This is a genomic window from Collinsella aerofaciens (genome assembly GCF_015546965.1).
Taxonomy (GTDB): Bacteria; Actinomycetota; Coriobacteriia; order Coriobacteriales; family Coriobacteriaceae; genus Collinsella; species Collinsella aerofaciens_X.
In genome coordinates this window covers 1-26599 of sequence record NZ_JADMUF010000001.1, presented here as the reverse complement: position 1 = coordinate 26599, position 26599 = coordinate 1, and the positions used below count along the sequence as shown (strand labels likewise).

The 26599-nt window shown below is 61.7% G+C and carries 18 protein-coding genes and 1 tRNA gene; 11 read left to right on the top strand and 8 right to left on the bottom strand.

The genetic code is table 11. The annotated features are described in order from the left end of the window. The first annotated feature begins 10 nt into the window (after positions 1–10). The 5 genes from I1M21_RS00095 to I1M21_RS00075 all read left to right on the top strand — a co-directional run bounded on the left by I1M21_RS00095 (position 11) and on the right by I1M21_RS00075 (position 2505). Positions 11–87 (top strand) — tRNA-Glu (locus I1M21_RS00095). A gap of 97 nt (positions 88–184) precedes the next feature. Further along, complete coding sequence (locus tag I1M21_RS00090) at positions 185–1102, top strand: tetratricopeptide repeat protein (RefSeq protein ID WP_195191957.1); 918 nt, start codon at positions 185–187, stop codon at positions 1100–1102. Beyond that, positions 1092–1562 (top strand): SsrA-binding protein SmpB, encoded by a 471-nt coding sequence (gene smpB / locus I1M21_RS00085; protein ID WP_006235325.1) that lies wholly within the window; start codon positions 1092–1094, stop codon positions 1560–1562. Before I1M21_RS00090 ends, smpB begins: the two co-directional genes overlap by 11 nt. A gap of 206 nt (positions 1563–1768) precedes the next feature. Continuing rightward, a complete protein-coding gene (locus I1M21_RS00080; protein WP_195191956.1) occupies positions 1769–2272 on the top strand; it encodes a flavin reductase family protein in 504 nt (167 codons plus the stop codon). A gap of 89 nt (positions 2273–2361) precedes the next feature. Beyond that, positions 2362–2505 carry a rubredoxin-like domain-containing protein gene (locus tag I1M21_RS00075; RefSeq protein WP_055251878.1) on the top strand — a complete coding sequence of 48 codons (144 nt, stop codon included), beginning with the start codon at positions 2362–2364 and terminating at the stop codon, positions 2503–2505. A 387-nt stretch (positions 2506–2892) separates the two neighbouring features. Here I1M21_RS00075 and I1M21_RS00070 read toward each other — a convergent pair whose 3' ends face one another. Both I1M21_RS00070 and gpmA read right to left on the bottom strand, forming a co-directional pair. Beyond that, positions 2893–4149 (bottom strand): Nramp family divalent metal transporter, encoded by a 1257-nt coding sequence (locus I1M21_RS00070; RefSeq protein ID WP_195191955.1) that lies wholly within the window; start codon positions 4147–4149, stop codon positions 2893–2895. 75 nt (positions 4150–4224) lie between these two features. Continuing rightward, positions 4225–4998 carry a 2,3-diphosphoglycerate-dependent phosphoglycerate mutase gene (gene gpmA, locus I1M21_RS00065; RefSeq protein WP_195191954.1) on the bottom strand — a complete coding sequence of 258 codons (774 nt, stop codon included), beginning with the start codon at positions 4996–4998 and terminating at the stop codon, positions 4225–4227. A gap of 457 nt (positions 4999–5455) precedes the next feature. Between gpmA and gltB the strand changes: the two genes are divergently transcribed. The 5 genes from gltB to I1M21_RS00040 all read left to right on the top strand — a co-directional run bounded on the left by gltB (position 5456) and on the right by I1M21_RS00040 (position 15671). Next, the gene (gltB, locus tag I1M21_RS00060; RefSeq protein ID WP_195191953.1) at positions 5456–10153 is read left to right on the top strand and encodes a glutamate synthase large subunit; all 4698 of its coding nucleotides are present in this window, start codon (positions 5456–5458) and stop codon (positions 10151–10153) included. A 5-nt stretch (positions 10154–10158) separates the two neighbouring features. Beyond that, the gene (locus tag I1M21_RS00055; RefSeq protein WP_195191952.1) at positions 10159–11640 is read left to right on the top strand and encodes a glutamate synthase subunit beta; all 1482 of its coding nucleotides are present in this window, start codon (positions 10159–10161) and stop codon (positions 11638–11640) included. A 354-nt stretch (positions 11641–11994) separates the two neighbouring features. Further along, entirely contained in the window at positions 11995–12702 is a 708-nt protein-coding gene (locus I1M21_RS00050) for a hypothetical protein (RefSeq protein WP_195191951.1), read from the top strand. A gap of 194 nt (positions 12703–12896) precedes the next feature. After that, the gene (locus I1M21_RS00045) at positions 12897–13973 is read left to right on the top strand and encodes a hypothetical protein (RefSeq protein WP_195191950.1); all 1077 of its coding nucleotides are present in this window, start codon (positions 12897–12899) and stop codon (positions 13971–13973) included. Between the two features lie 327 nt (positions 13974–14300). Then, on the top strand, positions 14301–15671 hold the full coding sequence (locus tag I1M21_RS00040; RefSeq protein ID WP_229025485.1) for an amidohydrolase family protein: 1371 nt from the start codon (positions 14301–14303) through the stop codon (positions 15669–15671). 132 nt (positions 15672–15803) lie between these two features. Here I1M21_RS00040 and I1M21_RS00035 read toward each other — a convergent pair whose 3' ends face one another. From I1M21_RS00035 to I1M21_RS09940, 6 genes are all read right to left on the bottom strand, one after another. Continuing rightward, the gene (locus I1M21_RS00035) at positions 15804–16277 is read right to left on the bottom strand and encodes a hypothetical protein (protein WP_195191948.1); all 474 of its coding nucleotides are present in this window, start codon (positions 16275–16277) and stop codon (positions 15804–15806) included. Positions 16278–16423: 146 nt separating this feature from the next. After that, positions 16424–16696, bottom strand: coding sequence for a metal-sensing transcriptional repressor (locus tag I1M21_RS00030; RefSeq protein ID WP_022094020.1), 273 nt, complete (start codon positions 16694–16696; stop codon positions 16424–16426). Positions 16697–16830: 134 nt separating this feature from the next. Next, on the bottom strand, positions 16831–17052 hold the full coding sequence (locus I1M21_RS00025; RefSeq protein WP_117634829.1) for a heavy-metal-associated domain-containing protein: 222 nt from the start codon (positions 17050–17052) through the stop codon (positions 16831–16833). A gap of 147 nt (positions 17053–17199) precedes the next feature. Continuing rightward, positions 17200–19542, bottom strand: a complete 2343-nt coding sequence (locus I1M21_RS00020) for a heavy metal translocating P-type ATPase (RefSeq protein WP_195191947.1) — start codon at positions 19540–19542, stop codon at positions 17200–17202. Between the two features lie 497 nt (positions 19543–20039). Continuing rightward, on the bottom strand, positions 20040–22124 hold the full coding sequence (locus I1M21_RS00015) for a protein kinase domain-containing protein (protein WP_195191946.1): 2085 nt from the start codon (positions 22122–22124) through the stop codon (positions 20040–20042). A gap of 171 nt (positions 22125–22295) precedes the next feature. After that, positions 22296–23258, bottom strand: coding sequence for an FHA domain-containing protein (locus tag I1M21_RS09940; RefSeq protein WP_195191945.1), 963 nt, complete (start codon positions 23256–23258; stop codon positions 22296–22298). A gap of 589 nt (positions 23259–23847) precedes the next feature. Here I1M21_RS09940 and I1M21_RS00005 point away from each other — a divergent pair. Further along, positions 23848–26097: a DEAD/DEAH box helicase gene (locus I1M21_RS00005; protein WP_195191944.1), complete on the top strand. Its 2250-nt coding sequence runs from the start codon at positions 23848–23850 to the stop codon at positions 26095–26097. Positions 26098–26599 lie beyond the last annotated feature (502 nt).

Below are 26599 nucleotides of genomic sequence, written 5' to 3'. Positions count from 1 at the left end.
TGCTACATATGGCCCGTTCGTCTAGCGGTTTAGGACGCCGCCCTCTCAAGGCGGAGATCACCAGTTCGAATCTGGTACGGGCTACCAAAATTGAACGCCCGGGCCTCGTAAGAGACCCGGGTTTTGTGTATTGACCGATGTTTAAGGCGCGCGTTGAGTCTGCCGCCCGGACCGAGGAGTTGTCATGGACCTGCCCATCAGCTTGCAAGACATCACGTATGCCGAGAACTATCTGGCGCAGGGCGACCTGGCTACGGCGACGCCGCTGCTGGAGCGCCTGGTGGAGCTCGCCGAGGAGTATATCGACGCCGAGTGCAAGACGGAGGAGAAGCGCCAATACTTTAGCTTCGATAGCAAGTTTGAGCGCTTGGCCTATCGCCGCGTGGAGAAGGATCCGCGCGAGCTCGTGCAGGTCGAGGTGCCGTTTGACCGCCTGTACTCTGACATGGCGTTTGCCTACATTCGCCAGCAGGATTATGTGAGCGCTCGTAATGCCTTGATGCAGGCTGTGCGTTGGGACCCCATGAACTGCAACTATCGCTTGGATTTGGCCGAGCTGTTCCGCGCTCTCGAGGACAAGCAGGAGTGGGCTTCGCTTTCGTTTTCGGTGCTAGAGCGCGCGAGCGATGGCAAGTGCGCCGCCCGCGCTTACGCCAATCTGGGTCAGTACTTCTTGGAGCCCGAGACCGAGAACGTTTCGGCTGCCGTGGGCTGCGCGCGTCTGGCGCTGCGCCTGGCGCCCAACGATACGCATACGACGCGCCTGCTCAACAAGATCCATACTACCTATCCGGATGCCGCCGAGGAGAGCGACGAGCACGTGATGGGTGAACTGGCCCTGCAAGGCGTGCCGACCTCGCCTTCGGCCGAGATTGCCATCTGCCTGATTATGTGCGCTACCGATGCTGCAAGCGACGGCGACAAGCAGGAGGCGACGCGCCTGACGGTGCGTGCTCGCGACTTGGTGGGCGAGGAGGCCTGTGCGGCGATTATTAAACTGGTGCGCGAGAGCGACGCCGAGCTCAACGCCGAGCGCAAGGCTAAGCGCGAAGCTACGGGCAAGGGTTCCGATGGCGCCAAGGAGGCCGGCGATGCCCAGTAAGCGCGAGCGCAAGCTCATTTCCAAGAATCGCTCGGCGCATCACGAGTACTTTATCGATGAGACGTTCGAATGCGGTATTGAACTGAGTGGCACCGAGGTCAAGTCGATTCGCGAGCGCGCCTGCCAGATTACCGATACCTTCGCGCTGATCCGCGGCGGGGAGTGCTGGCTCGTCGGCCTGCATATCCACCCTTATAGCCATGGTGGCGTGTGGAATCGCGATCCCGACCGTCGGCGTCGTCTGCTGCTGCACCGCAAGGAGATCGACTTTCTTGACGGCAAACTTCGCAACCGTGGTTATGCGCTGGTTCCGTTGGAGCTCTACTTTAATACCGACGGCCGCGTAAAGCTGCTGCTGGGTCTGGGTCGCGGCAAGAAGCTCTATGACAAGCGCGAGGACATGGCCAAGCGTGATGTCCAACGCGAGATCGACCGCGCCCTCAAAGAGCGCAACCGCTAGACACTCTGTATAAGTTGCGGTGGAATACGGACTGTTTTGCCTGTTTGAGGGGCTATTCAGTCCCTATTTCACCGCAACTGCGGGCGTTTCATCTTTCTTGCTGTTCTGACACATATGTCTCAAAGGCGGCGTCCGTTATGGGTGCCGCCTTTTTTGTGGGTACATACATCCATGAGGTTCCAACCTGAGCTAGGGGAGTGATCGTTATGGACAAAACTGCGTTCTTTACGATGCCGAGCGGCCTGTATGTTGTGAGTGCCGCGGCCGACGGGCTGCGTGCCGGCTGCGTTATCAACACAGCGGTGCAGGTGACGTCCGCCCCGCCGCGCATCTCGATTGCCGTGAATAAGGACAACGTCACCTCGGGCGTCATTGCCACGGCCAAAGCGTTCGCGCTGACCGTGATCGATCAGACCGCCGACATGCTCTACATCGGTAACTTTGGGTTCCGCACCAGCAGCGATTATGACAAGTTTGCCAAATACGAGAGCCGTGAGACGGCTCTGGGCATGCCCTATGTGCCCGAGCACGCGGCGGCCCTGTTTGGCTGCCGTTTGATCGACACTGTGGATGTGGGCACGCATCTGCTGTTTATTGGCGAGGTCGAGGATGCCGAGCGCCTGAGCGACGAGACGCCGCTGACGTATGACTACTATCACAAGGTGCTAAAGGGTAAGACGCCGCCCAAAGCCCCGTCGTATCAAGGCTAAAAATGTTCTAAAAATACTTGCATTATATTATTGAGAATCTATACTAATAGACGAAGTACATCACCAGTCGCGTTCGAGAGGAGAACATCATGGCTGAGGAGAAAAAGACCTATAAGTTCGTGTGCGTCGTTTGCGGTTACGAGGTTGAGGTCGACACGCCCGAGCTGCCCGAGGACTACGTATGCCCGGTCTGCGGTGTGGGTCCCGATCAGTTTGAGCTCGTCGAGGAGTAGCTCGTAGACACACGACTTGCAGCAACATATAGCTCTGTCCAAGGGCCCCGGTCGAATTCTCGGCCGGGGCCCTTTTCCTCCGTCCCCAGGGGATCACGGCTGCTGTTAGCCGATCCTGTCTGTCGTGAGTCCGGCCGACCGTTTGTCTCAATCTGTAACATCTGGCGGCTCAAAACGGGTCTATCTATTACAGATTGAGACAAAAGGTTGGAGCTGAAGAAATGTTTCGATCTGTAACATCTAGAAGCGGAAATTGGGTCCACTTGTTACAGATCAAGACAAACCAAAACCGTCCGGCAGAAGATCTCAATCTGTAACATCTAGCAGTGAAAACGGGGTCTACGTGTTACAGATCGAGACGTTTGCCTGGGTAGGTGCCCCGTCCGATCACATCCCCGTTAGCAGCACGATGTCGAGAATCGTCACGACGACGCCGATCCCTACGAGCAACGCGTTGAGCGGGCGCGAGTTGGCGTATTTGCCCATGACGCTGGGCGAACTGGTGAGTCGTATGAGCACAAAGACCGTAATCGGCAGCTGAAGCGACAGCAGTGCCTGGCTCCAGATGAGACCTTCAAAAGGATTTGGGACGACCAGACACGCCGCCACTGCGCCGACGAAACAGGCCGCCACCCCGATCGAGGAATGTCGGTCGTGGATGTCGTATTCCTCGTCGAACATGCCCGCGGTGATGGTGCCCGCCGCCATGCCCGCCGTCACGCTACTCGAGAGGCCCGCAAACAGCAGCGCCACCGCAAAGATTGTCGAGCTTGCTGGGCCCAGAATGGGGGAGAGCGTGTCCGCTGCGACGGCGAGGTCGTCTACGACAATGCCGTGCGCAAAGAAGGTCGTTGCGGCCAGGATGACCATGGCCGAGTTGATTGCCCAGCCCACGCCCATCGAAAAGAGCGTGTCGAAGAGCTCATAGCGCAGACGCTCTTCGATAACCTGCTCGCCTTGGCCTTCGAAGTGCATGGATTGGATGACCTCGGAGCGTAGAAAGAGGTTGTGGGGCATAACGACCGCACCAAGGACACTCACGATAATCGCGGCAGAGCCAGTGGGCATACTGGGCGTGATCCAGCTTGCGGCGGCTTGCGGCCAGTCGACCTTGACTAGTGCAAGCTCGGCCAAAAACGAGAGTCCTACCACGCCTACGAAGGCGATGATCCAGCGTTCGGCACGCTTGTAGGAGTTCGTCATGAGCATCGCCATCGATACTGCCGCCACGATGACGCAGCCCGCACGCACGGGCAGCCCAAAGAGCATTTGAAGGGCAATCGCGCCACCCAGGACTTCGGCCATGGCGGTGGCGATGGTCGCGAGATAGGCACTGGCGAGCACCGTGCGTCCAACGAAGCGGGGGAGGTAACGTGTCGTGGCCTCGGCAAGACAGGCGCCCGTGGCGATACCCAGGTGCGCCGCATTGTGCTGCAGCACAATGAGCATAATCGTGGATAGTGTGACGATCCACAGCAGCGCGTAGCCAAACTGCGAGCCCGCGGCCATATTGGAGGCCCAGTTGCCCGGGTCGATAAAGCCGACGGTCACGAGCAGCCCGGGGCCGATGTGCCGCGCAATGTCTAGGCCTCCGTGACCACCGGTGCGTCGGCAGCCAAAGTGTTGTTTGAGATGGTTGAGCATGGTGCGCTCCTGTGTATGGGCGGCGTGGCGTCGCATCTGGGTCGTGCGGCGCCACGCGTCGGGTTTGGGTTGGGGTTACCTGCGCGCCTTGCCTTGGTTGGCCACGGCGTCGATCTTGGCGGCGATGGTCGCCGGGTCGCCGATGTAGCGCTTGTCGAGGACGTTGAAATCGGCATCGAAGGTGTAGACGAGCGGCACGCCGGTGGGGATGTTGACCTTGAGGATCTCCTCGGGCGTGAGGTGCTCGAACTTCATGACGAGAGAGCGCAGGGAGTTGCCGTGTGCGGCGATGAGTACGCGCTTGCCGGCGAGCATCTGGGGGCGAATCTCGTCTTCGAAATAAGGCCAGGCGCGGGCTATCGTGTCCTTGAGGCACTCGGTGTAGGGCAGCTGGTCGGGTGCGACATCACGGTATTGCTCCTGGGTGTGGGGATCGCGCGCGTCGTTCGGCTCGAGTGCCGGCGGGCAGATATCGAAGGAGCGGCGCCAGATGAGCACCTGTTCGTCGCCGTGCTCCGCCGCGGCATCGGCCTTGTTGAGACCCTGCAACGCGCCGTAGTGGCGCTCGTTGAGCTTCCAGGATTTGATGACGGGCAGCCACTCGCGATCCATTTGGCCGAGCACGATGTTGAGGGTGTGGATCGCGCGCTTGAGGCGCGAAGTGTAGCAGACGTCAAAGTCGAAACCGGCTTCTTTGAGGGCTCGACCGCCTGCGGCGGCTTCTTCGCGGCCCGTGTCGGTGAGCTCTACGTCGGTCCAGCCGGTGAACAGGTTGAGTTTGTTCCACTCCGACTCTCCGTGGCGGATAAGGACGAGTTGGATCGTCTGCCGGTCTGTCTGGTTTGCCATAGGGGCCTCCTTAATGTGGCGCGACATGCGTGCCGTTTGTTTGACGCCGCAAAGGATACCCGTTTTAGGCTAAAAAGTTAACCAAGACTAACAAAATTGTTGTATTTGAATAGGATGGTGAAAGGGGATTGCCGAAATGTCTTGATCTGTAACAGTTAGCTGCAAAAACCGGCTCTTCGTGTTACAGATTGAGACATTCGGAACCGTCTCTCGAAAACATCTCAATCTGTAACAGTTAGTCGTCGAAATTGGGTCTTACTGTTACAGATTGAGATGTTTGAAGAGGTGAGTTTGCAGGCCGAACTTGGGGCCTTGTCGTCGTCCTTGAGGTCGGCGGTGTCCACTCGTAGGGTGTGCGTTACGCGATTGTTTCGAAACGGGCGGGAAACACAACGGGCCGGCGATGCTTCTAGTATGCCTATTCAACTGACTGTCTAACACCAAGGGGAGGATCGCGATGCAGGCAGATTCCGCTCAGCAGCAGGGCCTTTATCGCCCCGAATTCGACCACGATGCATGTGGCATCGGCGCGCTTGCCGATATCAACGGCGAGCGCCATCACCAGATTCTGGACGACGCACTGTCCATTCTGGTCAACTTGGAGCACCGCGGCGGCACCGGACTCGAGAAGAACACCGGCGACGGCGCCGGAATCCTGTTCCAGGTTCCGCATCACTTTTTCCGTAAAGAGGCTCAAAAGTGCGGCCAGATTCTGCCGGCAGAGGGCGACTATGGCGTGGCCATGCTGTTCTTCCCGCAGGACGACAAGGGCGTAGAGGATGCCCGCCGCGTGTTTGAGGAGGGCTGCGCCGAGGCCGGCGTGCCGCTGCTCTTTTGGCGCGAGGTGCCGGTCGACCCGCACGATCTGGGCGAGACGGCCCGCGCCTGCATGCCCACTATCCTGCAGGCCTTCCTGGGTCGTCCGGACGACACGCCCGCCGGTGATGCCTTCGAGCGTCGCCTGTACGTGTGCCGCCGCACCATCGAAAAGAAGGCCGACGCCGAGTTTGCCCTGCGTGACAAGATCTTCTACGTGTGCTCCATGAGCTCGCGCACCATCGTGTACAAGGGCATGCTGGTCGCCACGCAGATGCGCCGCTTCTTCATCGATCTCAACGACGCCGCCGTCAAGACGGCCGTGGCGCTCGTCCACTCGCGCTACTCCACCAACACCACGCCCAGCTGGGAGCGCGCGCACCCCAACCGCTTTATCATCCACAACGGCGAGATCAACACCCTCAAGGGCAACGTCAACTGGATTCGTGCCCGCGAACCCAACCTGTACAGCCCCGTACTGCAACATGATCTTGAGCGCGTGATGCCCATCATCAATCGTGAGGGTTCCGACTCCGCGATTCTGGACAATGTGCTCGAGTTCCTGGTCATGAACGGTCGCCCGCTTACGCGTGCCGCGTCCATGTTGCTGCCCGAGCCGTGGGACCACAACGACAGCCTGAGCGAGGAGCGCCGCGCCTACGACGCTTACCAGTCTATGCTCATGGAGCCGTGGGATGGCCCGGCGGCCATCGCCTTTACCGACGGTCGCACGCTGGGCGCCGCCCTCGACCGTAACGGCCTGCGCCCCGCCCGCTACTATGTGACGCGCGACGGTCGCTTTATGCTGGCGAGCGAGGTGGGCACCATCGAGGTGAGCCCCGAGAACATCCTGACAAGCGGCTGTCTGGGGCCGGGCCAGATGCTCGAGGTTGACTTTGCCCGCGGCCGCGTCATCTACAACGATGAGCTGCGCGCCCGTTACGCCAAGGAAAAGCCCTACCGTGATTGGATTGCCGAGGAGACGCTGACCGTTGACGCGCTCGATGAGCCCGTTGCGGCAACGCCCGCCGAGGACGCCGAGGTACCCGCCGCCGTGCGCATGGCTAAGCTCGGGTATCACTGGGACGATGTTGACGAGGTCGTGCGTCCCATGGCCCAGCAGGGCAAGGCACCGCTCGCTTCGATGGGCATCGATGCGCCGCTGGCCTGCCTGTCCAAGAAGACGCGCTCGTTCTTTGACTACTTCTATCAGCTGTTCGCTCAGGTCACGAACCCGCCCATCGATGCCCTTCGCGAGCATATGGTCACCTCGACCACGCTCTACCTGGGCAACCACGGCAACCTGCTCGAGGATTCCCGTACGGCCTGCCAGCTGGTGCGCTTGGAGCGCCCGTTGCTCAACGAGGAAGAGTTCGAGCGTATCTGCGCCATCGACCGCGTGGGCTTTAAGACCCGCCGTTTCCGTGCCGTCTACCGCCGCGATGCCGGCGAGGGCGCGCTGCAGGCTGCGCTCAAGCAGCTTGCAGAGGATGTTGAGGCTGCGGTCCGCGACGGCGTGAACATCGTGGTGTTGAGCGATCGTGCCGCTGCGGGCGAGGTGCCCGTGCCGTCGCTGCTCGCCGTGGGCTGCGTGCACAACCACCTGATCCGCGCCGGCGTGCGTACCTTTGCCGACATCGTGGTGGAGTGCGGTGACGCCGTGTCCCCGCACGACTTTGCGGCACTGGTGGGCTACTCCGCGAGCGGCATCTATCCGTACAACGCACACGCGTGTATCCGCGATTTGGCGGCGCGCGGCGACCTGGACGTGACGGCCGAGCAGGGCATCGCCAACTACAACAAGGCTGCGACCGCCGGTATCGTCTCCATCATGTCCAAGATGGGCATCTCTACGGTGCAGAGCTACCATTCGGCGCAGATCTTCGAGGCCGTGGGTTTTACGCCGGAGTTCATCAACGCGTACTTCGCCGGCACGGTGAGCCGTGTGGGCGGTATGGGTGTCGAGGACGTTGAGCGCGAGCAAAACGAGCGCTACGACGCCGCGCTCGCTATCCTTAAGAGCCCGGCTCCCGGTCAGCTGCCCACGCTGGGTCTGACCAAGTGGCGTCCGCTCGGCGGCGAGGATCACCTCATCGATCCGCAGACCGTCTACTTGCTGCAGACCGCCTGCCATGAGGACAGCTACGACACCTTTAAGGAGTACAGCGCCCGCCTGCACCGCACCGGCCGTGCCGTGCGCCTGCGCGACTTGCTCGACTTTGATGCCAGCGGCCGCACCCCGGTGGCGCTCGACGAGGTCGAGCCTGCGCTCAACATCGTCCGCCGCTTTAACACCGGCGCCATGTCGTATGGCTCCATCAGCAAAGAGGCGCACGAGTGCATGGCCATCGCCATGAACCGCCTGCACGGCCGTTCCAACTCCGGCGAGGGCGGCGAGGATCCACGTCGCGAGACCCCGCTGGCCAACGGCGACTCCAAGAACTCCGCCATCAAGCAGGTGGCAAGCGCGCGCTTTGGCGTGACGAGCCGCTACCTGTGCAGCGCCTTCGAGATTCAGATCAAGATGGCCCAGGGCGCCAAGCCCGGCGAGGGTGGCCACCTGCCCGGCAAGAAGGTCTACCCCTGGATCGCCGAGGTCCGTCAGTCCACGCCCGGCATCGGCCTGATCTCGCCTCCGCCGCACCACGACATCTACTCTATCGAGGACCTGGCAGAGCTGATCTTCGATCTTAAGAACGCCAACCCCGGCGCGCGCGTGTCGGTCAAGCTGGTCAGCGAGGCGGGCGTCGGTACCATCGCCACCGGCGTGGCCAAGGGTGCCGCCGACAAGATCTTGATCAGCGGCCACAATGGCGGCTCGGGTGCCGCTGCGCGCGACTCTATCTGGCATGCGGGTCTGCCGCTGGAGCTTGGCCTTGCCGAGGCCCAGCAGACGCTGCTGCAAAACGGCCTGCGCTCACGCGTGGTGCTCGAGGCCGACGGCAAGCTCATGGACGGCACCGATGTTGCCGTCGCCTGCCTGCTGGGTGCCGAGGAGTTTGGCTTTGCGACCATGCCGCTCATCTCCATAGGCTGCCTCATGCAGCGCGACTGCCAGCAGGACACCTGCCCGGCTGGCATCGCCACGCAGAACTGCCGCCTGCGTCACGGCTTCCGCGGCAAGCCCGAGCACGTTGAGCGCTTTATGCTCTTTGTTGCCGAGCAGTTGCGCGAGATCATGGCGAGCCTGGGCTTCCGCACCATCGACGAGATGGTCGGCCATCCCGAGTGCCTGCGCCAGATCGAGGTCCCGGGCAACCGCAAAGCAAATCTGCTCGATCTGTCGCCCGTGCTGGCGAGCGCGACCTGCGAGTTCGGTGCCCATATTCCGGGCGCCGACGGTCGCCACTTCCTGCCGCAGATGGCCGCGGACAGCGAGCTCGACAAGACGCTCGACTCCACGCTGTTTGTGCCCTATACGGCCGATGCCCGTGCGCACCTGCGTCCGATTCGCTTCCGTGCCGATATCGCCAACGTCAACCGCTGCGTGGGCACCATCCTGGGCAACGCGGTGACCAAGGCGCATCCCGAGGGCCTGCCCGCCGGCTCCATCACCATCGACTGCGATGGTTCGGCTGGTCAGAGCTTTGGCGCCTTCCTGCCGCGCGGCATTACGCTCAACGTGTGCGGCGACGCCAACGACTACTTTGGCAAGGGCCTTTCGGGCGGCGAGGTGTCGGTGCGCCCCAACCCGCATGCGACCTACAAGTTCGACGAGAACATCATCGTGGGCAACGTTGCGTTCTTTGGTGCCACGAGCGGCCGCGGCTTCATTAACGGCCTTGCCGGCCAGCGTTTTGCCGTGCGTAACTCCGGTGCCACCGTGGTGGTCGAGGGCTGCGGCAACCATGGCTGCGAGTATATGACGGGCGGTCTGGCACTCATCCTGGGCGAGGTCGGGCAGAACTTTGCCGCCGGCATGACGGGCGGCGTGGCCTATGTCTTTGACCAATACGGCACGCTCGATGCCCGCGTGAACCACGAGAGCGTTGAGCTCAAGGCCCCGACGGCCGGCGAGCTGGCGCAGATTCGCGAGCTCATCCAGGAGCACGTGGACGCGACGCAGAGCCCGCGCGGCATTAAGCTGCTCTACAGCTTTGAGACGATGAGCAAGCACTTTGTGAAGGTCATTCCGACCGAGTACGAGCGCGTGCTGGCGATTGTCACCGCGGGCGAGGCTGCCGGCAAGACGCATGCGCAGGCCGAGGAGCTGGCGTTTGACATCGTGACCGGTCGCGCGAGCGCCGCGGATGTCGCTCGCTTTGATGTCGCGGGCGGTGCTGCGGGCGCTGCGTCCGTGGCTGCCAGCTCTGTTGCTTCGACCAAGAAGGAGGCGTAAGTGCCATGGGTAAGCCCGGTGCTTTTCTTGATATCGATCGCGTGGCCCACGAGCTTCGCCCCGTGGAGGAGCGCAGCCATGATTTCGATCCGCTGTACGCTGAGCTCGACGACGATGCACGTCGCGCCCAGGCGAGCCGCTGCATGATGTGCGGCGTGGCGTTCTGCCAGATGGGCGCGAGCTTTGGCAAGGCGCGCCCGAGCGGCTGCCCACTGCACAACCTGATTCCCGAGTGGAATGAGCTGGTGTACCGCGGCCGCTGGGACGAGGCTGCCGAGCGTCTGTCGCTCACCTCGCCCATGCCCGAGTTCACGAGCCGCGTGTGCCCGGCGCTGTGCGAGGCCGCGTGCAACCTGGGCTCGGTCGATGGCCGGCCCACGACGATCCATGACAACGAGCGTGCGATCAGCGACCATGAGTGGGCACATGGCGGTCCGCGTCGCTTTGAGCCGGTGGGGGAGGGCGCGCCCACGGTTGCTGTGGTGGGCTCCGGTCCTGCTGGTCTGGTGGCGGCGTGGGAACTCGCGCGTCGCGGCGCCCGTGTGACGGTGTTTGAGCGTGACGACCGTCCGGGCGGTCTGCTCATGTACGGCATTCCCAACATGAAGCTCGAGAAGTCCGTGGTCGAGCGCCGTGTGGCGCTCATGCGCGAGCTGGGCATTGTGTTTGAGCTGGGTGCTGACGTTACGAACCCTGCGGTGGCGGCCAAGCTCAATGGCTTTGACGCCGTCGTGGTGGCTGCCGGCGCTCGTGCGCCCCGCGGCCTTTCGGCTGCGAACGTGGATGCTCCGGGCGTGGTGTACGCGGTGGACTACCTGACGGCTTCGACCGTCTCGGTGCTCGACGGCGGCGAGCCCGCGGTGAACGCGCGTGGCCTGGACGTTGTGGTCATTGGCGGCGGCGATACTGGAAACGACTGCGTGGGTACCGCCGTGCGCCAGGGCGCGCGCAGCGTGCGCCAGTTTGAGTTCTTGCCGGCGGCGCCCGATAAGCGCGCGGCGAGCAACCCTTGGCCGCAGTGGCCCAACGTTAAGAAGACCGACTACGGTCAGCAGGAGGCTATCGCTGCCATGGACGGCGAGATGCGTGCCTGGGGCGTGGATACGCTCGAGGTGCTGCTGGACGAGAAGGGTGCGGCCGTGGGCCTGCGCGTGGTCGATCTGGATTGGTCGGCCGGCAAGCCCGAACGCATTGCGGGCTCCGAGCACGAGGTGCCGGCGCAGCTGGTGCTCATCGCCTGCGGCTTTACGGGTCCCGAGCATGGCGTGTTCGATGCGGTGAGCGTGCCTGTTGCCACCGCTGGTCGTCCGCTGCCGGTGATGGCTGCCGAGGGCTCGCACCTTGCGGCCCGTGTCGACGGCGTCGCCGCGGATGCCGCGCCGGTGTATGTTGCCGGTGACGCTCGCAACGGCAGCTCGCTCGTGGTGAACGCCATGGCCGATGCCCTGGCCTGCGCAGCCGAAGTCGCCGATGCGCTGGAGCTGTAAAGTAGTCATTTAAGAACGTCCCCAATGACTAGTCATTTTTTTGTCTAGTCGTTGGGGACGCTCTTTGCGAGCGATTTGCTCGTTTGTCGACGTACGGGTGTTCATTTGTCGACTTCTTGGGCTGTGGTCACCTGTTGTTTCTGTGGTGGCTGCGGGTATCTGGCTCAAAAGGGCGGGTTGGACGTCTATGTTTACCTGCGGTTTTGTTGCGGTGCGCATTTTCGGTCAAGCATCCCGTCAAGTGTTTGGTTGGCATCTGGTTTGCAGTCGAAGACCTATTTTGCCCGCGCTTGCCTCGGTTGCTCGCCCTCCTCGTAAGCTCAAATTGAGGTCCATCAGTTTGAGGAGGATGCCATGACTGACCAAGTTTTTGACCGAGCGCAGCTGGCCGAAGCCGTCGGCAACGATATTGCCGACATGGCTCACTTTTGGATGCTGCGGAAGTTTCAATTCCTGGAGCCGGCGCGCGAGCAGTTCGAGATTATCGTCGATCCGTGGCTCAGCTATTGCGAGGAACCTTCTCAAAACGAAATCATGGCCTACAACATGGCGTTTACCGATTGGCTGCTGTTTGAGCGCCCCTATCGCCATGGCAAGACGCTGCTCGAGCTGTATGTTGAAGAGCCGCCGACATCGCTTTCGCCTGCCTCGCTCAAGCGGCTCGAGCAGGTACGCGACACGCAGTATTTCTCGCGCTTTGGCATTTTGGACAAGGATTCTGCGACTGGTATGGTCGCGCTGAAGGACACGCGCACCGACTGTCGCTTTGATGTCTACGACCCGCATATCGTGCAAAAGGAGCATTGGAGCGACGGAGCGATTGCGGTGCGCCTCGCCTGCGTCGACGATGTCTGGCTGACGGCGGGACAACTCTATCTGTATGACATCGCACGCCTGAGTGACACGGCGGTCGATGGGCCTGGTGCGGTGCATCCGGAGGACCTGCAGGACGGTTTTGACACCTCGCGCATCAGCTTCTTTTTGCGCCTGGTCCGCGACATCATGGGTGCCCAGGGGCGCTACGTAAAGTCCCTCAACATCTACGAACAAGAATGGGAGTAGGGGATGTGACTGGTGTCGCCCTACAGCCCTGACTTTGTCTCAATCTGTAACGTTTAGCGGCTGTTTGAGCCCGTAACTGTTACAGATTGAGACGGAAGGTTTGGCGGCTGTCGAAAGATCTTGTTCTGTAACAACTAGAGGCTCAAAGACTGTCTTCCTGTTACAGATCAAGACATTTGTCAGCGGAGGCAACGGTGACGCTGGTCCATTTGTCTGACGTGGTGGTGACGAAAGTGTCTAATACCGTTCTCAAACACAAACATGCGACTCGCAACACGTTGGCGCGGAATAGGATGTTCGCGCGGCTCACGGAGGCGGCCAAGCAAGGTGCGCTGCTCGCAACGCATGACAATACCGAGCTCATGTGGCTGCGACGTCATGTTGGAACCGACGATATCGCGGAGCCCGAGCCGTACCTGTTCTGTTTTCAGCATGATTGGGATGCATTGACGCCGGCGGAGCGAGCGTTGAGGACTATCAAAGGGCTTGCGGAGTTTCATCCCGATTGGGCGTTTTGGGGCTATGACGCGGCGCTTTTGTGGGGTCTGGAGGTGCCGAATGATCTGCTCGGGCCGCGTTTTCTTGTTAAGACAGGTTGTTCGGTGACGTTGAGCAGCGGGTGCAGGTTGTCGCGTCCACAGATGGCGGGCGCGCTCGAGCGTGTTGATGGCGTGCGGGTGACGTCGTTTTGGCGCACAGTGGAGGATTGCTTGCTGCGTGCGCCGTTCTCCTACGGGTTGGCGATTGCCGATTCTGCACTGCGGGCGAAAGGCGTATCACGTTGGGATTTGTGCGAGCGCCTCCGCGCCGATTGCGAGGGCAGGCGAGGGTATCGCAGGGCACAGGTGATTGCGTCGTATGCGGACGGGCTGTCCGAAAACGGCGGCGAGTCTCGGTTCCGAGCGTTCTTTATTGCGTACGGCTTTCCAGTTCCGGAGCTGCAGGTGGAGTTTCGCGACCCGCTCGATCCGAGCCAGGTGTTTCGCGTCGACTATTTTTGGCGGCTCGTGGACGGGACGTGTGTCATCGGCGAGCTCGACGGAAAGGGGAAGTACACCTTGCAGAACGGCGAAGGTCGGGAGCCGGTCGACCCATTCGTGGCAGAACGTCAGCGAGAGTCCCATCTGACGATGCTCGGACATAAAGTACTGAGGTTTACGTTTGATGAGCTCAAGAATCCGGGGAAGCTGGCTGAAAAGATGAGACTGGCGGGCATTCTGCAGCGGGTCAATCTGGCGGAGGAATGGAGACGGCAGTGGTATGGGCGCTAAGGGGTGCAACTGACGCGGAGGTGGTTGTTCCTGCCGAGTTTGTCTCAATCTGTAACAACAAGGGACCGTTTGGCCTCGTAACTGTTACAGATTGAGACGGAAGGTTGGCGGCTGCCGAAAGATCTCGATCTGTAACATCAAGGGGCCCAATAACCCTGTACCTGTTACAGATCGAGACATTTCCCTGGTGTCGCTGGGGTGGGACTGCAACGTATTCCGTCCCCCACATCCCCTCTTCCTTCCGTTAACCGATATGTCTGTGGTAATCGGGCTACACTGGATAATAATGGACAGATGTACAAGTTAATCGTGAGGGAGGAGCTCGATATGGCGTCTGCTGATCGTTCTACGTTGTTTATCAATGCGACCATTCTGGATGGTTTGGAGCATATGGAGCCGCAACCCGATATGGCCGTGGCTGTTGAACGCGGCGTCATCACCTGGATCGGCCCGAGTGCCGTGGCGCAGGCACCAGCGGGTGCCGAGGTCATTGACCTGGCTGGTGCGTATCTCATGCCTGGCCTCATCAATATGCACGTGCACCTGTGCGGCTCGGGTAAGCCAGTCTCGGCAGGCGATGCAGGATCGCTCATGAAAAAGCTCGATAATCCCGTGGGCCGCGCCATCGTCCGCCATATCCTCAAGGGCAGTGCCCAGCAACAGCTGGCAAGCGGCGTGACCACGGTACGCGGTGCGGGCGATCCGCTGTTTGCCGATATCGCCGTGCGCAACGCCATCGACGCCGGCAAGTATCTGGGCCCGCGTCTGGTGGCGCCGGGAACGGGCGTTACGGTGCCGGGCGGCCATGGCGCAGGCTTGTTCGCGCAGGTAGCCAATACCCCTGCCGAGGCGGCCGAGCAGGTGCGCGACCTGTATGCACGCGGTGCCGACGTCATCAAGTTGTTCGTGACGGGCGGCGTGTTCGATGCGACCGAGGTGGGCGAGCCAGGCGTGCTGCGCATGCCGGTTGATGTCGCTGCGGCGGCGTGCAAGGCGGCACACGAGGTTGGCCTTCCGGTTATGGCCCATGTCGAGAGCACTGAGGGCGTAAAGGCCGCGCTTCAGGCCGGTGTCGACACGATCGAGCATGGCGCTCCGATGACGCCCGAGATCTTGGACCTGTATCGCGGCGCCGCGGGTACGCAGCTCGAGGGGCGCGCACCGAGCGTGACCTGCACGATCAGTCCGGCGTTGCCGTTTGTACTGCTCGATCCGGAGAAGACCCATTCGACCGATACGCAAAAGAAGAACGGTGACATCGTGTGCTCGGGCATTATCGAAAGTGCTCGCGCTGCCCTGGATGCCGGCGTTAAGGTGGGCCTGGGCACGGACTCGAGCTGCCCGTTTGTGACGCAGTACGACATGTGGCGCGAGGTGGCGTACTTTGCCAAGTACGTCGGCGTGAGCAATGCCTTTGCGCTGCACACGGCCACGCAGATCAATGCCGAGCTGCTGGGCTTGGGCAACGAGACCGGCACGATCGAGTGCGGCAAGGCGGCCGACATTTTGGTGACGCGCAAGAACCCGCTCGATGACCTGTGCGCACTGCGTGAGCCGACGCACGTGATGTGTCGCGGTGATCTGGTGCGCAAGCTCAAGGTGAAGCGTATTCCCGAGGTGGACGCCGAGCTCGACGCGATTATGGACATGCCTGCCGAGGCGTTGGCCGAGGAGCTTGCCCGCGACGGCGTGGCGTAGGTGTGACAAAGGGGCGGCTCCGTTGCCGCATGCAAAAGCCGAGGTCTCAACACGAGGCCTCGGCTTTTTTATCGAACAAATACTTAGGATTTGGGACAAACAAACCTAATTAATTTGTCCCGCGTGCGGGCGCTACGAGCGCGTTTCCATCTTGGCATGGCACTTGGGGCAGGTGACGCGGATCTTGCCCTTGCCCTTGGGAACGGAGAGCATCTGGCCGCAGTTGGGGCACTTGAGGTATGTCGTAGTCTTGCGACCCTTCCACATCTTCTTGGCTGTGCGCTTGGCACGTTCAAAGTCTTCCATGCTAGTACCGGCTGCGCGCGAGGCGTTGGCCGCTGTAGCTCCGCCGCCCAAGCTAGCTACAAACTTGCCCAAGCCGGGTACGTTTGCAGTCGCGGCGACAAAGGCCTCGTTCTCCTTGTGACGTGCGTCGATATTTTTGGACAGGCCGCGCAGCACGCCAATCACGATTACGGCGATGGCAATCCAGCTGAGCCACTGGATGCGGGCTATCGATCCGATCATCGCGATGACGATGCCGGCAAAACCCATCACGATGGTGAGCTCGTCGGCGCCATTGCGTCCTTTCATAAAGTCATTCATGCAAATTGCCTTTCGTTCGATATGCTGCACGCCTTTATACCCCTTTTGGTGCAAGGGGGACAGGTTAATCTGCACCAATGTGGTGCAAACATACCTGTCCCCGGAATACCAAGACGGTGCAAACGTACCTGTCCCCAATGCCCCAATTACTTGGAGAGTTTGTCGACGACGCGTTCGATTTCGGCGAGTTTGGCGGCTTTGAGGTCTTCGTCGCCCGATTCGATTGCCGAAGTCACGCAGCCCTCGATATGCGCCTTGAGCACGTCGGCGTTAATGCGCGCGAGGAGCGCCTGTGTGGCCATGAGCTGCGTGGAGATATCGACGCAGTAGCGGTCCTCCTCGACCATCCGCAGGATGCCGTCGATCTGACCGCGTGCCGTCTTGAGCATGCGGGTCACCGATTTATGGTCTGCCATCATGGCGGGTCCTCGTTTCTGGTCGATCTTCCGGATGCCCCCCTGTCAGTTGCGGTGAAATACGGACTGTTTAAGGGCCTAGGGCGGCTCAACAGTCCGTATTTCACCGCAACTTCTGAGGGGGCAGGTGGCGCCTGCTACGCGGCGGTTACGGACAGGGCATGGAATTTCTCGCCGGCGCCCTCGACGGCGGCGGCGAGCTGCTCGGCGGTTACGGTGTCGGCGCACTCCACCTGGACAGTCTGGGTCTCGTGATCGGCGTCGGCATCGGTCACGCCGACCACGTTGAGCAACGCGGTCTCGACGGTGGCATCGCAATGGCCGCACATAAGGCCGGAAGTCTTGATTGTGTATCGCATAGGTATTCCTCTCTGTTGTGTCGGCTTTCCCAGGCACCCGACCTTGATCTTCAAGCCGTCGCTCGCGTACCAAAGTACGCGTCGCTCCTCTTTCAGGTCAATCTCGGGCACCTGGAAAACCCGTTCTAAATGGACTTAATGGTGAGCTTATTTTGCCACTTTTGGCTTAAAGGATTTTAAGCGCAGCGCATTGGATACGACGCAGACGCTCGACAGGCTCATGGCCGCGGCGCCGAACATCGGCGAGAGCTGCCAGCCGGTGAGGGGGAAGAACACTCCCGCGGCCAGCGGAATGCCGATGCCGTTGTAGAACAGCGCCCAGAACAGGTCCTGCTTGATGTTACGGATTGTGGCGCGCGACAGCTCGATGGCGCGGGCGACGTCCATAAGGTCGCTGCGCATGAGCACCACGTCGGCACCCTCCTTGGCGATATCGGCGCCGGTGCCGATGGCAAGGCCCACGTCGGCGCGCGCCAGGGCGGGGGAGTCATTGATGCCGTCGCCCACCATGGCGACCTTGCCGCCCGCATCCTGCAGTTCGCGCACGTGGCGTTCCTTGTCGGCGGGAAGAACGTCGGCGATAACCTGCTCGCTGGTGAGCCCCACGCGTCGGGCGATGGCCTCGGCCGTCACGCGGTTGTCGCCGGTGAGCATACGCACATCGACGCCGAGTGAACGCATTGCGGCGATGGCCTCGGCGCTCGTCTCTTTGACCTCGTCGGCCACGGCGATGGTGCCGACAAGCTCGCCGTTCTTGGCAAAGAACAGCGGCGTTTTGCCCTCGGTGGCAAATTGCTCGGCAAGGCCGGCGGGAACCTTCGCGCCCAGCTCGTTCATCAGGCGCACGTTGCCGGCTGCGATGACATTCTGCCCCTCGCGCGCCGTGACGCCGCGACCGGGCACGGCGGCAAAGTCCTCGACCATGCGCGCCACGATTCCGCGCGCCTCGCACTCGGCCATAATCGCCTCTGCCAGCGGGTGCTCGCTCGGGCGCTCGAGCGCGGCAGCGAGCTTCAGTAACGCCTTTTCACTCATAGCGGGCGAGCCGTCGGCGCGCGCGGCAACCACAATGTCGGTCACAGCCGGTTTGCCGCGGGTGACGGTGCCGGTCTTATCGAGTACCACGGTGCCCACGTTGCGCAGATTCTCCAGCGCCTCGGCGCTCTTAAACAGAATGCCCATCTCGGCGCCCTTGCCGGTGCCAACCATAATGGCGACGGGCGTGGCCAGACCCAGCGCACACGGGCAGCTGATCACCAACACGGCCACGGCGGAGGTGAGTGCCTCGTTCACGCTGCCGGTCAGCGCCATCCACGCCACGAAGGTCACGGCCGAGATCGCAAACACCACGGGCACAAACACGCCGGCGACCTTGTCGGCCAGGCGGGCGATAGGCGCCTTGGTGGCGTTGGCGTCCTCGACGAGCTGGATGATCTTGGCAAGCGACGTGTCGGCGCCCACGCGTGTGGCACGGAAGGTAAACGATCCGGTGCGGTTGACCGTGGCGGCGTTGACGGTGTCGCCGGCGGTCTTCTCCACGGGGATGGACTCGCCGGTGAGCGCACCTTCGTCCACGGCCGAAGCGCCCTCGAGTACCACGCCGTCGACAGGGATGGACTCGCCGGGGCGCACACGCAGCACCTGGCCGGGCAGAATGGCATCGACATCGACGGTGGTCTCGGTACCGTCGACGGCCACGACGGTCGCGGTCTTGGGCGCCAGGTCAATGAGCGCCTCGATGGCGCCGCCAGTCTTGGATTTGCTGCGTGTCTCGAGATATTTGCCTACGGTGACGAGCGACAAGATCGTGCCGGCGCTCTCAAAATACAGGTTGTCCATGCTCGTCATCATGGCCTCGTGGACCTGACCCGCGGCTAGCTGGTCGGCCATGATGAACATGGCGTAGAGCGACCAGGCGATGGACGCGGTGGCGCCGACGGCGATGAGGGCGTCCATGGTGGGCGCGCCGTGCGCGAGCGATTTAAACCCATTGATAAAGTACGCGTTGTTGACATAGACGATGGGGATGAGCAGGACGAGCTCGGTGAGGGCGAGCGTCATGCTGTGGGTATGGTCGGTGAAAATGCCGGGCAGCGGCCAGCCGAGCATGTGCCCCATGCCTATGTAGAACAGTGGGATAAGGAATACGATCGAGGCGATGAGACGAGTACGCATGGCAGAGGCGGCAGCCTCCAACTTTTTGGTTGGCGACTCCATGTGGGCGGCGCCGGACCTGACTTGTGTGCTGCCGTTTGAGCTGGCGGTGTCGGTGCCCGTGCTGACGGGCGAGGCCGAGTAGCCCGCACGGTCGACGGCGGTGCAGATGTCGTCGGGAGAGACCTGCGCGGGGTCATAGTCGACCATCATGGAACCGGCGAGCAGGTTGACCGCGACGTTTTGGACGCCGTCGAGCTTGCTCACGGCGCGGTCCACGTGCGCCTGGCAGGCGGCGCACGTCATGCCGCCCACGTCGAACTTATCTTGAGCCATGGCTTCTCCTTTCCGTGATTCGGTGTTGGAATTGTTAACCTGCCGATACTATACACCCATACCCCCTGGGGGTGTCCAGTGGAGATTGAAATGTATGTCATTCTGTTAATTGGCCGAGGTGATAGCCAGGTCGGCGGACCGTAGCCGGTCTAATGTCTCAATCTGTAACAACTAGACCCGTTTTTATCGAGTAACTGTTACAAATCTAGACATTACATCGAGCCACAACTTAACGTCTCAATCTGTAACATCTGAGGACCGTTTTGCCTGCTAGATGTTACAGATCGAGACAAACCATTAGAGGGTAACCTGAACATCTCGATTTGTAACAGTAAGACCGATATTTGGGTCCTAGTTGTTACAGATTGAGATGTTGTCTCGGGGGGGGGGTGGGGTTTGTCTCGTTCTGTAACATCTAGACCTGTATCTGCCGAGCTAGTGTTACAGATCGAGACATTTGCCGGGGAGGGGTCCCGTCACGGCAAGACGCCCGCCGCCTAGATACAGAACCCGGGGATCACACAGGTTAGCTTGTTTGGCTCTTCCGCAGGCGTTGCGTACGTAAAGACGTCGCCGTCGTGCCCCACGCGGTTCATATAGAGCGTGCCTTCGCTCTCCGATGTGTCGGGGCTCACCGTGCGCTCCCACCAACAAGTGTCCTTGCCCTTCCACTGGCGGACCATCGTCTCGTTCGTGGAATACGGGCTCACCTTGAGCTCGCGGAAGAGCTGATACTCCTTGCCCTCGCCGTTGTAGATGTCTGCCAGGTAGTGATAGTCCTCGGCAAACGAATCGGGCGGTTGCGTACCGCACAACTCGACCATGGCGGGCAGCCAAAGGGTTGCGGGCAACTCGCTCAGGCACGATGCGCTTCTGGCGGCGCCAACGTTATTCGAGATCTTTTTGATAGATTTGATGAGTGCGCGCAACTCGTTGGGCAGCAGCTTAAGGCCGTCGCCGTTGAGCCATTCCCGCAGCTCGCAATCTGCCCAGCCGGCGCTCGGCGGTTCAGCCGCAGCGTTGCGCTCGGCAATACCCGCGTCGAACATAAACGTCAGTCCGGCTTTGCCCGTCCCGTCCAGAAGCTCGTCGTGGCGGATGCCCACAAGCTGCGCGCCGACCTCCAGCCCGTTGGTGAGCGTGACACGCTTGGTGCACGGATAGGGGATATGCCCATCAGCGTCGAGCAGGTGGTAGCGCTTGGCAATCTCGCGCGCGTCGCTACGGGTCTCGGCGGCCTTAATCTTGAGTGAAATCTCCTGCAGCTGATCCCAGGTGTAGTCATCAAGTGAACCGCGGATGCCGTCCAGGTAGTCGGGGATGCCAAAGCCATGGGTTGCCGCCCCGATAACGCCGAGCCCCGCAACGGCTGCGACAACGCCACCGATAATAAAGCGGCGGCGGGTCATGGCATCGTGCCGGGCCTGCTCCAGGATCTCTCGCGCGCGCTCGCCGGCGACGTCGACCTTAAGGTGTGTACCGGAGTCGATGTCGATTGCGGCGTCACTGCCCGCGCCTTCGCGGCCCTCGGATTCGGCATCGGTGAGGTATGCCGAGAGCACCTCGAGCATCTGCTGCTCGGTGGGACGATCGCACTGCTCGACTGAGAGACCCTTCATGATGATTTGGACGAGCGCTTCATCGCCCTCGCAGCGCGGCTCGAGCGGTGCCGGCTTGGTCTTGGTCTTTACGAGATAGAACGAGCCGGTTGCAGCGGCGTCCGTCGACTCAAAGTCAAACGGTTTGCGACCGCTGTAGAGCTGGTACAGAATGCTCGAAAGCGCATAGACGTCGATTGCCGGCGAACGGCGAAGGGCCGCGATGCCTTCGATATCCTGTGTGAGCATCTCGGGCGCGGCGTATGCGGGCGTGGCAAAGCGCCAGATGTCGGCGCGCCGGGTGATCGTGTCGTCGCCGAGAGCCATGGTCGCGGAGCCCATGTCGATGAGGCAGGGGTCAAAGGAGCAATCGGCAATCTGCTGTTCGAGCGTTCGGCTGGTGGTGCGGAACATAATATTGGCAGGCGACAGGTCGCGATGGACGACCGGATTCACGAGGCCTTGGGTCATCAAGAGCGCACGAAGCACGGCGTTTCCGACGGCGGCGACCATCTGGGTGGTCAGCCCGCCCGAGGCGTCGTGAGGAAGCAGGGGCAGCGCCTGCTTGAGTGAGGTGCCCTCGACCCACTCCATGAGGATGAGCGGGTCGTCCTCGCATGAACCGTAGCCATAGACGCGCGGAAATCCGCGCAGGTGCGAGACGGTACACAGATGACGATACTCCTCGAACAGCGCAGCGGTGTTGGCCAGGTGCGCTGCCGATTGCTCGGCGGAGCGGTCGGGGGCTTGGCCGGAAAGGATGGCGTTGTCCTTGAGTAGCTTGACGGCAAAGACCTCGCCGCTCGTGTTGGTCGCGCGCAGCACGTGCCCGATGTTGCCGTTGTTGCGGTGGGCCGTCTGGAGAATAAGCGTCATAAACCGACGCTTGGCCTCGTCCTCGGCGCTGGGGTCGACCGCCACGGCGGTGTCGAACGTGTCAAGACGGATGAGTTTGTCGCCATAGGCGCTATTGGTAGTATCCATGGCGTTCCTTTGTCTGGCATGGGTTGCCGCACGCATACGTGAGCAGTGCGGATATCGGTAAAGTACCATGATAGCCGCACTGCCCACGTATACCGCTGAGTATTGTCGTTTGCGACGCAGAAGGTAGCAGACGAAAGACGGACGGCGGCCGTCTTTCGATCGCCGTCCGCGCTAGTCCACAATGACAAGGAATGTCGTGTAGAGACCCAGATGGAGCCTGTCGCTGTTGGCGATTTCCACGGGGGGATAGACTTTGCCGGGTTCGCGTTGGTCGCGCGGCGGCTCAATCACAATATCGCCGTCGCCCGCGCCCGATTCGAGCACTGTGCCATTGGTCGACCCAAGGCCCTGGGCGTACCAGTGCTCACCCTCGAGCCAAATGCGAAGATGCTCGCGCGAGGCGTCGGCGCCTACATCGGTGATGCTGGGCGAGGTTTTGGGCAAGGACCCAATTACCGTGCCGCGCGGATTGCGTGTGAGGGGATGGATTTGCATGTCGGCGCAGTTGTCGGCATGGGTTCTGAGCAGACCGAGGTTGGGGGCGACGGTGCGCGGCTGCTCCAGGCTGCTCATAAAGCCACGTCCGACGGTAGTTTCGGTGGTGCCAAAGTGCCCGCCCGTCTTGCTGTCGCAAAAGCGCTCGACGGTGGCCACGCCCTGAACGGGATCGGCGAGCGCCCCCGTTGCCACAAAGAGCATAAGGTAAAGCGTGCTTTTCTCGCGCACGGCATTGCCGTCAAAGTTGTCGATGCGATTGAGGGCATTTGCATATAGGCGGCTGTCCAGTTTGTAGCTGGCGAGAGCCGACATCATTTCGTTGGCGGCCGGACCGCGATAGTGCTCGGCGATTGCCCGATAGGCGGACTCGCCGCCGCCGAGCTTGCTGCAGATTGCCGCGGAAAGGTTGAGCGTGGTGACGGTAAAGTCGCTGTAGATGGCGGGCGCGCACTGGTCAGGCTTGCGATGGACGATGTAACGGGTGAGATACGAGCGGTTGGAAGAGCATTTCTCGAGCAGGGTACTGCCGAGATAAGAGTTTCCATTGATGAGCATTCGGGCGATCTCGAGATGTTTAAGACCGCCGAACGAGCGAATATCGTTATAGAGGACCGAGCAAGGCGTCTCTGCTGCCACGGATACCTCCCTTGATTGCTTCCTAGCCAATATGGCGATAGGAATTAATGGCCCCCGGTGGGCGACGTATTAAATGGCTGCGCAATATATAGCGTAACCAAAGCAACATTATAGGCCACATGTTCGAAATTGCAGGAAGACTGAGAGATTTGGTTTGGACTGGACGGAAATCCCCCTCTGTCTTGATCTATAACAATTAGGACCGATTTTACTCGGTAACTGTTACAGATTGAGACGTTTGTGAACTGTGTCGACCGTTTGTCTCGATCTGTAACACGTAGAGGAAGATTTGCCCTGTAGATGTTACAGATTGAGACAATCGGCCAGGCCCACCTCGTCCGCCTTGTCATCTGTGGTTTACGTGGGGGCATACGGAGTACGGGTATACTAACCGGCGGCGAATCTGCTCCATCGCTTAGAGCTGCTGCGTCTGGACGGCGCGTGATAGGGCTGCCAAAGCGATCGCCAGCGTGCTGAGCAACGTCCTCTCTGTGCGCACCTGTTTTTTGTATGTATTAGCGCACTACCAAGCACGCCCGCGCGGCCGCATGCCGTGCCCATTGCGCGTGCAGATAAGGAACAACAACATATGCGTAATTCTGTATCCGACGTCACCGACGCCGAGATCCTGGACGAGGCCCGCGAGGCCATGACCCAGGCTGCCTTCGATGCCGCCGACGAGGCCAATGCTGCCCAGGCCGTCGAGTCCGCTACCGAGAGCCTGCCCGCCTTTGACGAGCTGGGCCTTTCGGACGAGATGCTCCGTGCTATCGAGAATCTGGGCTACACGGCGCCCACGCCTGTCCAGGCCGGCTCCATCCCCGTGGTGCTCGAGGGTCGCGACCTGCTTGCCGCCGCTCAGACCGGCACCGGCAAAACGGCCGCCTTTTTGCTGCCGACCATGAACAATCTGGAGCACATTGCTCCGCCCAAGCCCGTGCGCGAGCGTGGCGGCCGCAACCGCCGTCGCGGTGCCAAGAAGCCCGAGGGCAACGGCCGCGGTCCCGTGATGCTCGTCATCACCCCCACGCGCGAGCTTGCCCAGCAGATCGACGAGGTCGCGAGCAAGATCGCCGACGTCACCGGCCATGTCGCCGTGACCGTCGTGGGTGGCGTGAGCTACAAGCCGCAGACCGCGGCACTCAAGTACGGCTGCGATATCCTGGTCGCCACGCCGGGCCGTCTGGTCGACCTGATCGAGCAGGGCGCCTGCCACCTGAACGAGGTCAAGGTGCTGGTGCTCGACGAGGCCGATCGCATGCTCGACATGGGCTTTTTGCCCGCCGTCCGCCGCATTGTGCGCGAGACGCCGGCCGAGCGTCAGACGCTGCTGTTCTCGGCGACGCTCGACGAGGAGGCCGTGGGCGAGATCACCGACCTGGTGAGCGACCCGGCTCGCGTGGAGATCGCGCCCGCCACGTCGACCGCCGACACCGTCGACCAGTTTGTGTTCCCGGTGTCCATCGAGGCCAAGAACAACCTGCTGCCCGAGTTCCTCAAAAAGGAGGGTCCGGAGCGCACTATCGTCTTTATGCGCACCAAGCACCGTGCCGACAGCTGCTGCCGTCGTCTGGAGCGCAAGGGCATCAAGGCCGCCGCGATTCACGGCAACCGCAGCCAGGCTCAGCGCGAGCGCGCGCTTTCTGCCTTCCGCGATGGCACCGTCGACGTGCTGGTGGCAACCGACGTTCTCGCCCGCGGCATCGACATTAGCGACGTGCGCTACGTCGTGAACTTTGACGTGCCGGCCGAGCCGACCGACTACATCCACCGTATCGGTCGTACCGGTCGTGCCGGTGAGCTGGGCTGGGCCATCACGTTTGTGACCGAGCAGGATGTGGACGAGTTCTACGAGATCGAAAAGCTCATGGACAAGACCGCCGACATCTACGAGGCCGGCGACCTGCATGTGGGTCCCAACCCGCCTGCGGTTGATCCCGAGCGCGACCCTGCGGCCTTTAAGGTGAAGAAGAAGACCAAGCGCGGCAAGTCCAAGAGCAAGAAGAAGCTTGAGCAGGCACGTCGCGACGGCAAGCGCAACGGCGACGACTACGGCGATGTTGCCGGTCGTTCCAACCGCGGTCGCGACGAGCGCCGCAGCGACGGCGAGCGCCCGAGCCGTCCCAAGCGCGGCGGCAAGACCCGCGTGCGCGAGGGCGTTCAAGCTCGCGTGGATGAGGCCGTTGAGAGCGTGGCCCGCGAGGTGGCTGCCGAGGAGCGCGCTGGTACTGGTGCCGCTGAGCAGCCTGCGCGCGGTAACCGTGCCGAGCGCCGTGCCAAGCAGTTCCAGGGCGAGGCACATCGCCGTCGCCGCGAGGACGAGGACCGTGGCGGCCGTCGTCGTGTCGAGCGCGAGGACGAGGGCCGCGGTTCGCGCGGTGGCAAGCGCGGCGCGGGCGACCGCCGTCGATCCGGTCGTGATGACGAGCGCGGTGGCCGTGATGAGCGTCGCGGTGGTGAGGGTCGCGGTGAGCGAGGTACCCGTGGCGGTGAGCCCCGTGGCGGCAAGCGCTTTGAAGAGCGCGGTAGCCGCGGCGGCGAGCGTCGCGAGGGTGCTCGCGGCAATGGCGGCCGCGGCGGCGCTAGTCGTTCTAACGAGTCGCGCGATCGTCGTGACCCGCGTGCCAGCCGCGATCGTCGCGATGACTGGCGCAACTACGACGATACCCGCGAGGAGCGTCGTGGCGGCTATCGTGGCGGGCGTGGCGGCAACCAGGCCGGCTCCCGTGGCGGCCGTGCCGGCGGTCGCGATAACCGTGGCAGCTATGGCAATAGTCGTGGTGGCAAGCGCGGCGGCAGCTCCCGTCGCCCCGGTGACGGCGGCGGCAAGCGCAAATAGCATACGCATCGCCCGCTAGCGTGAGACAAACAAAAGGGCCCGAGCAAACAACGCTCGGGCCCTTTTGTTTGCCGTGTCCATCGCTAATTCAAACGTGATTTTCTCGGGAATGCATCTGGGGGATGCCGCGGACCTATTTTCCGCCATGCAGCAATGGGTCCTATGGGGTGCGCCGTGCATTTTTTGGAGTATTCAGCAGCTCTAGCTGGCTGCATACGATTCGGTATTGCCAACGGCGGCCTTCAGATATCCCCTATGAGCGTTTTGAGTTAGATTTCGCCGTTTTCCGGAGCAGGGGTGCGTCATTCTCGCCATGTCGGAACCCAAAATGACGCAGCGCCCTAAAGGTTTGCCCGCTCGGGGTATTGCTGGCGCGAGCACGCTGCAGAATACTCCGTTTTTTGCACGGGCCAGGATGGGGTACCGGTAGCGCGCAGAGATGTGGTGTAAGAGGCGGGGCATGCCCCGCCTCTTCTCTTTCTTGAAAGGGAGGGGACACCGC

Excerpts from the sequence above, each read along its gene's own strand:
- I1M21_RS00090 (WP_195191957.1), top strand. The coding sequence starts at position 185 with ATGGACCTGCCCATCAGCTTGCAAGACATCACGTATGCCGAGAACTAT.
- smpB (WP_006235325.1), top strand. The coding sequence starts at position 1,092 with ATGCCCAGTAAGCGCGAGCGCAAGCTCATTTCCAAGAATCGCTCGGCG.
- I1M21_RS00080 (WP_195191956.1), top strand. The coding sequence starts at position 1,769 with ATGGACAAAACTGCGTTCTTTACGATGCCGAGCGGCCTGTATGTTGTG.
- I1M21_RS00075 (WP_055251878.1), top strand. The coding sequence starts at position 2,362 with ATGGCTGAGGAGAAAAAGACCTATAAGTTCGTGTGCGTCGTTTGCGGT.
- I1M21_RS00070 (WP_195191955.1), bottom strand. The coding sequence starts at position 4,149 with ATGCTCAACCATCTCAAACAACACTTTGGCTGCCGACGCACCGGTGGT.
- gpmA (WP_195191954.1), bottom strand. The coding sequence starts at position 4,998 with ATGGCAAACCAGACAGACCGGCAGACGATCCAACTCGTCCTTATCCGC.
- gltB (WP_195191953.1), top strand. The coding sequence starts at position 5,456 with ATGCAGGCAGATTCCGCTCAGCAGCAGGGCCTTTATCGCCCCGAATTC.
- I1M21_RS00055 (WP_195191952.1), top strand. The coding sequence starts at position 10,159 with ATGGGTAAGCCCGGTGCTTTTCTTGATATCGATCGCGTGGCCCACGAG.
- I1M21_RS00050 (WP_195191951.1), top strand. The coding sequence starts at position 11,995 with ATGACTGACCAAGTTTTTGACCGAGCGCAGCTGGCCGAAGCCGTCGGC.
- I1M21_RS00040 (WP_229025485.1), top strand. The coding sequence starts at position 14,301 with ATGGCGTCTGCTGATCGTTCTACGTTGTTTATCAATGCGACCATTCTG.
- I1M21_RS00035 (WP_195191948.1), bottom strand. The coding sequence starts at position 16,277 with ATGAATGACTTTATGAAAGGACGCAATGGCGCCGACGAGCTCACCATC.
- I1M21_RS00030 (WP_022094020.1), bottom strand. The coding sequence starts at position 16,696 with ATGATGGCAGACCATAAATCGGTGACCCGCATGCTCAAGACGGCACGC.
- I1M21_RS00025 (WP_117634829.1), bottom strand. The coding sequence starts at position 17,052 with ATGCGATACACAATCAAGACTTCCGGCCTTATGTGCGGCCATTGCGAT.
- I1M21_RS00020 (WP_195191947.1), bottom strand. The coding sequence starts at position 19,542 with ATGGCTCAAGATAAGTTCGACGTGGGCGGCATGACGTGCGCCGCCTGC.
- I1M21_RS00015 (WP_195191946.1), bottom strand. The coding sequence starts at position 22,124 with ATGGATACTACCAATAGCGCCTATGGCGACAAACTCATCCGTCTTGAC.
- I1M21_RS00005 (WP_195191944.1), top strand. The coding sequence starts at position 23,848 with ATGCGTAATTCTGTATCCGACGTCACCGACGCCGAGATCCTGGACGAG.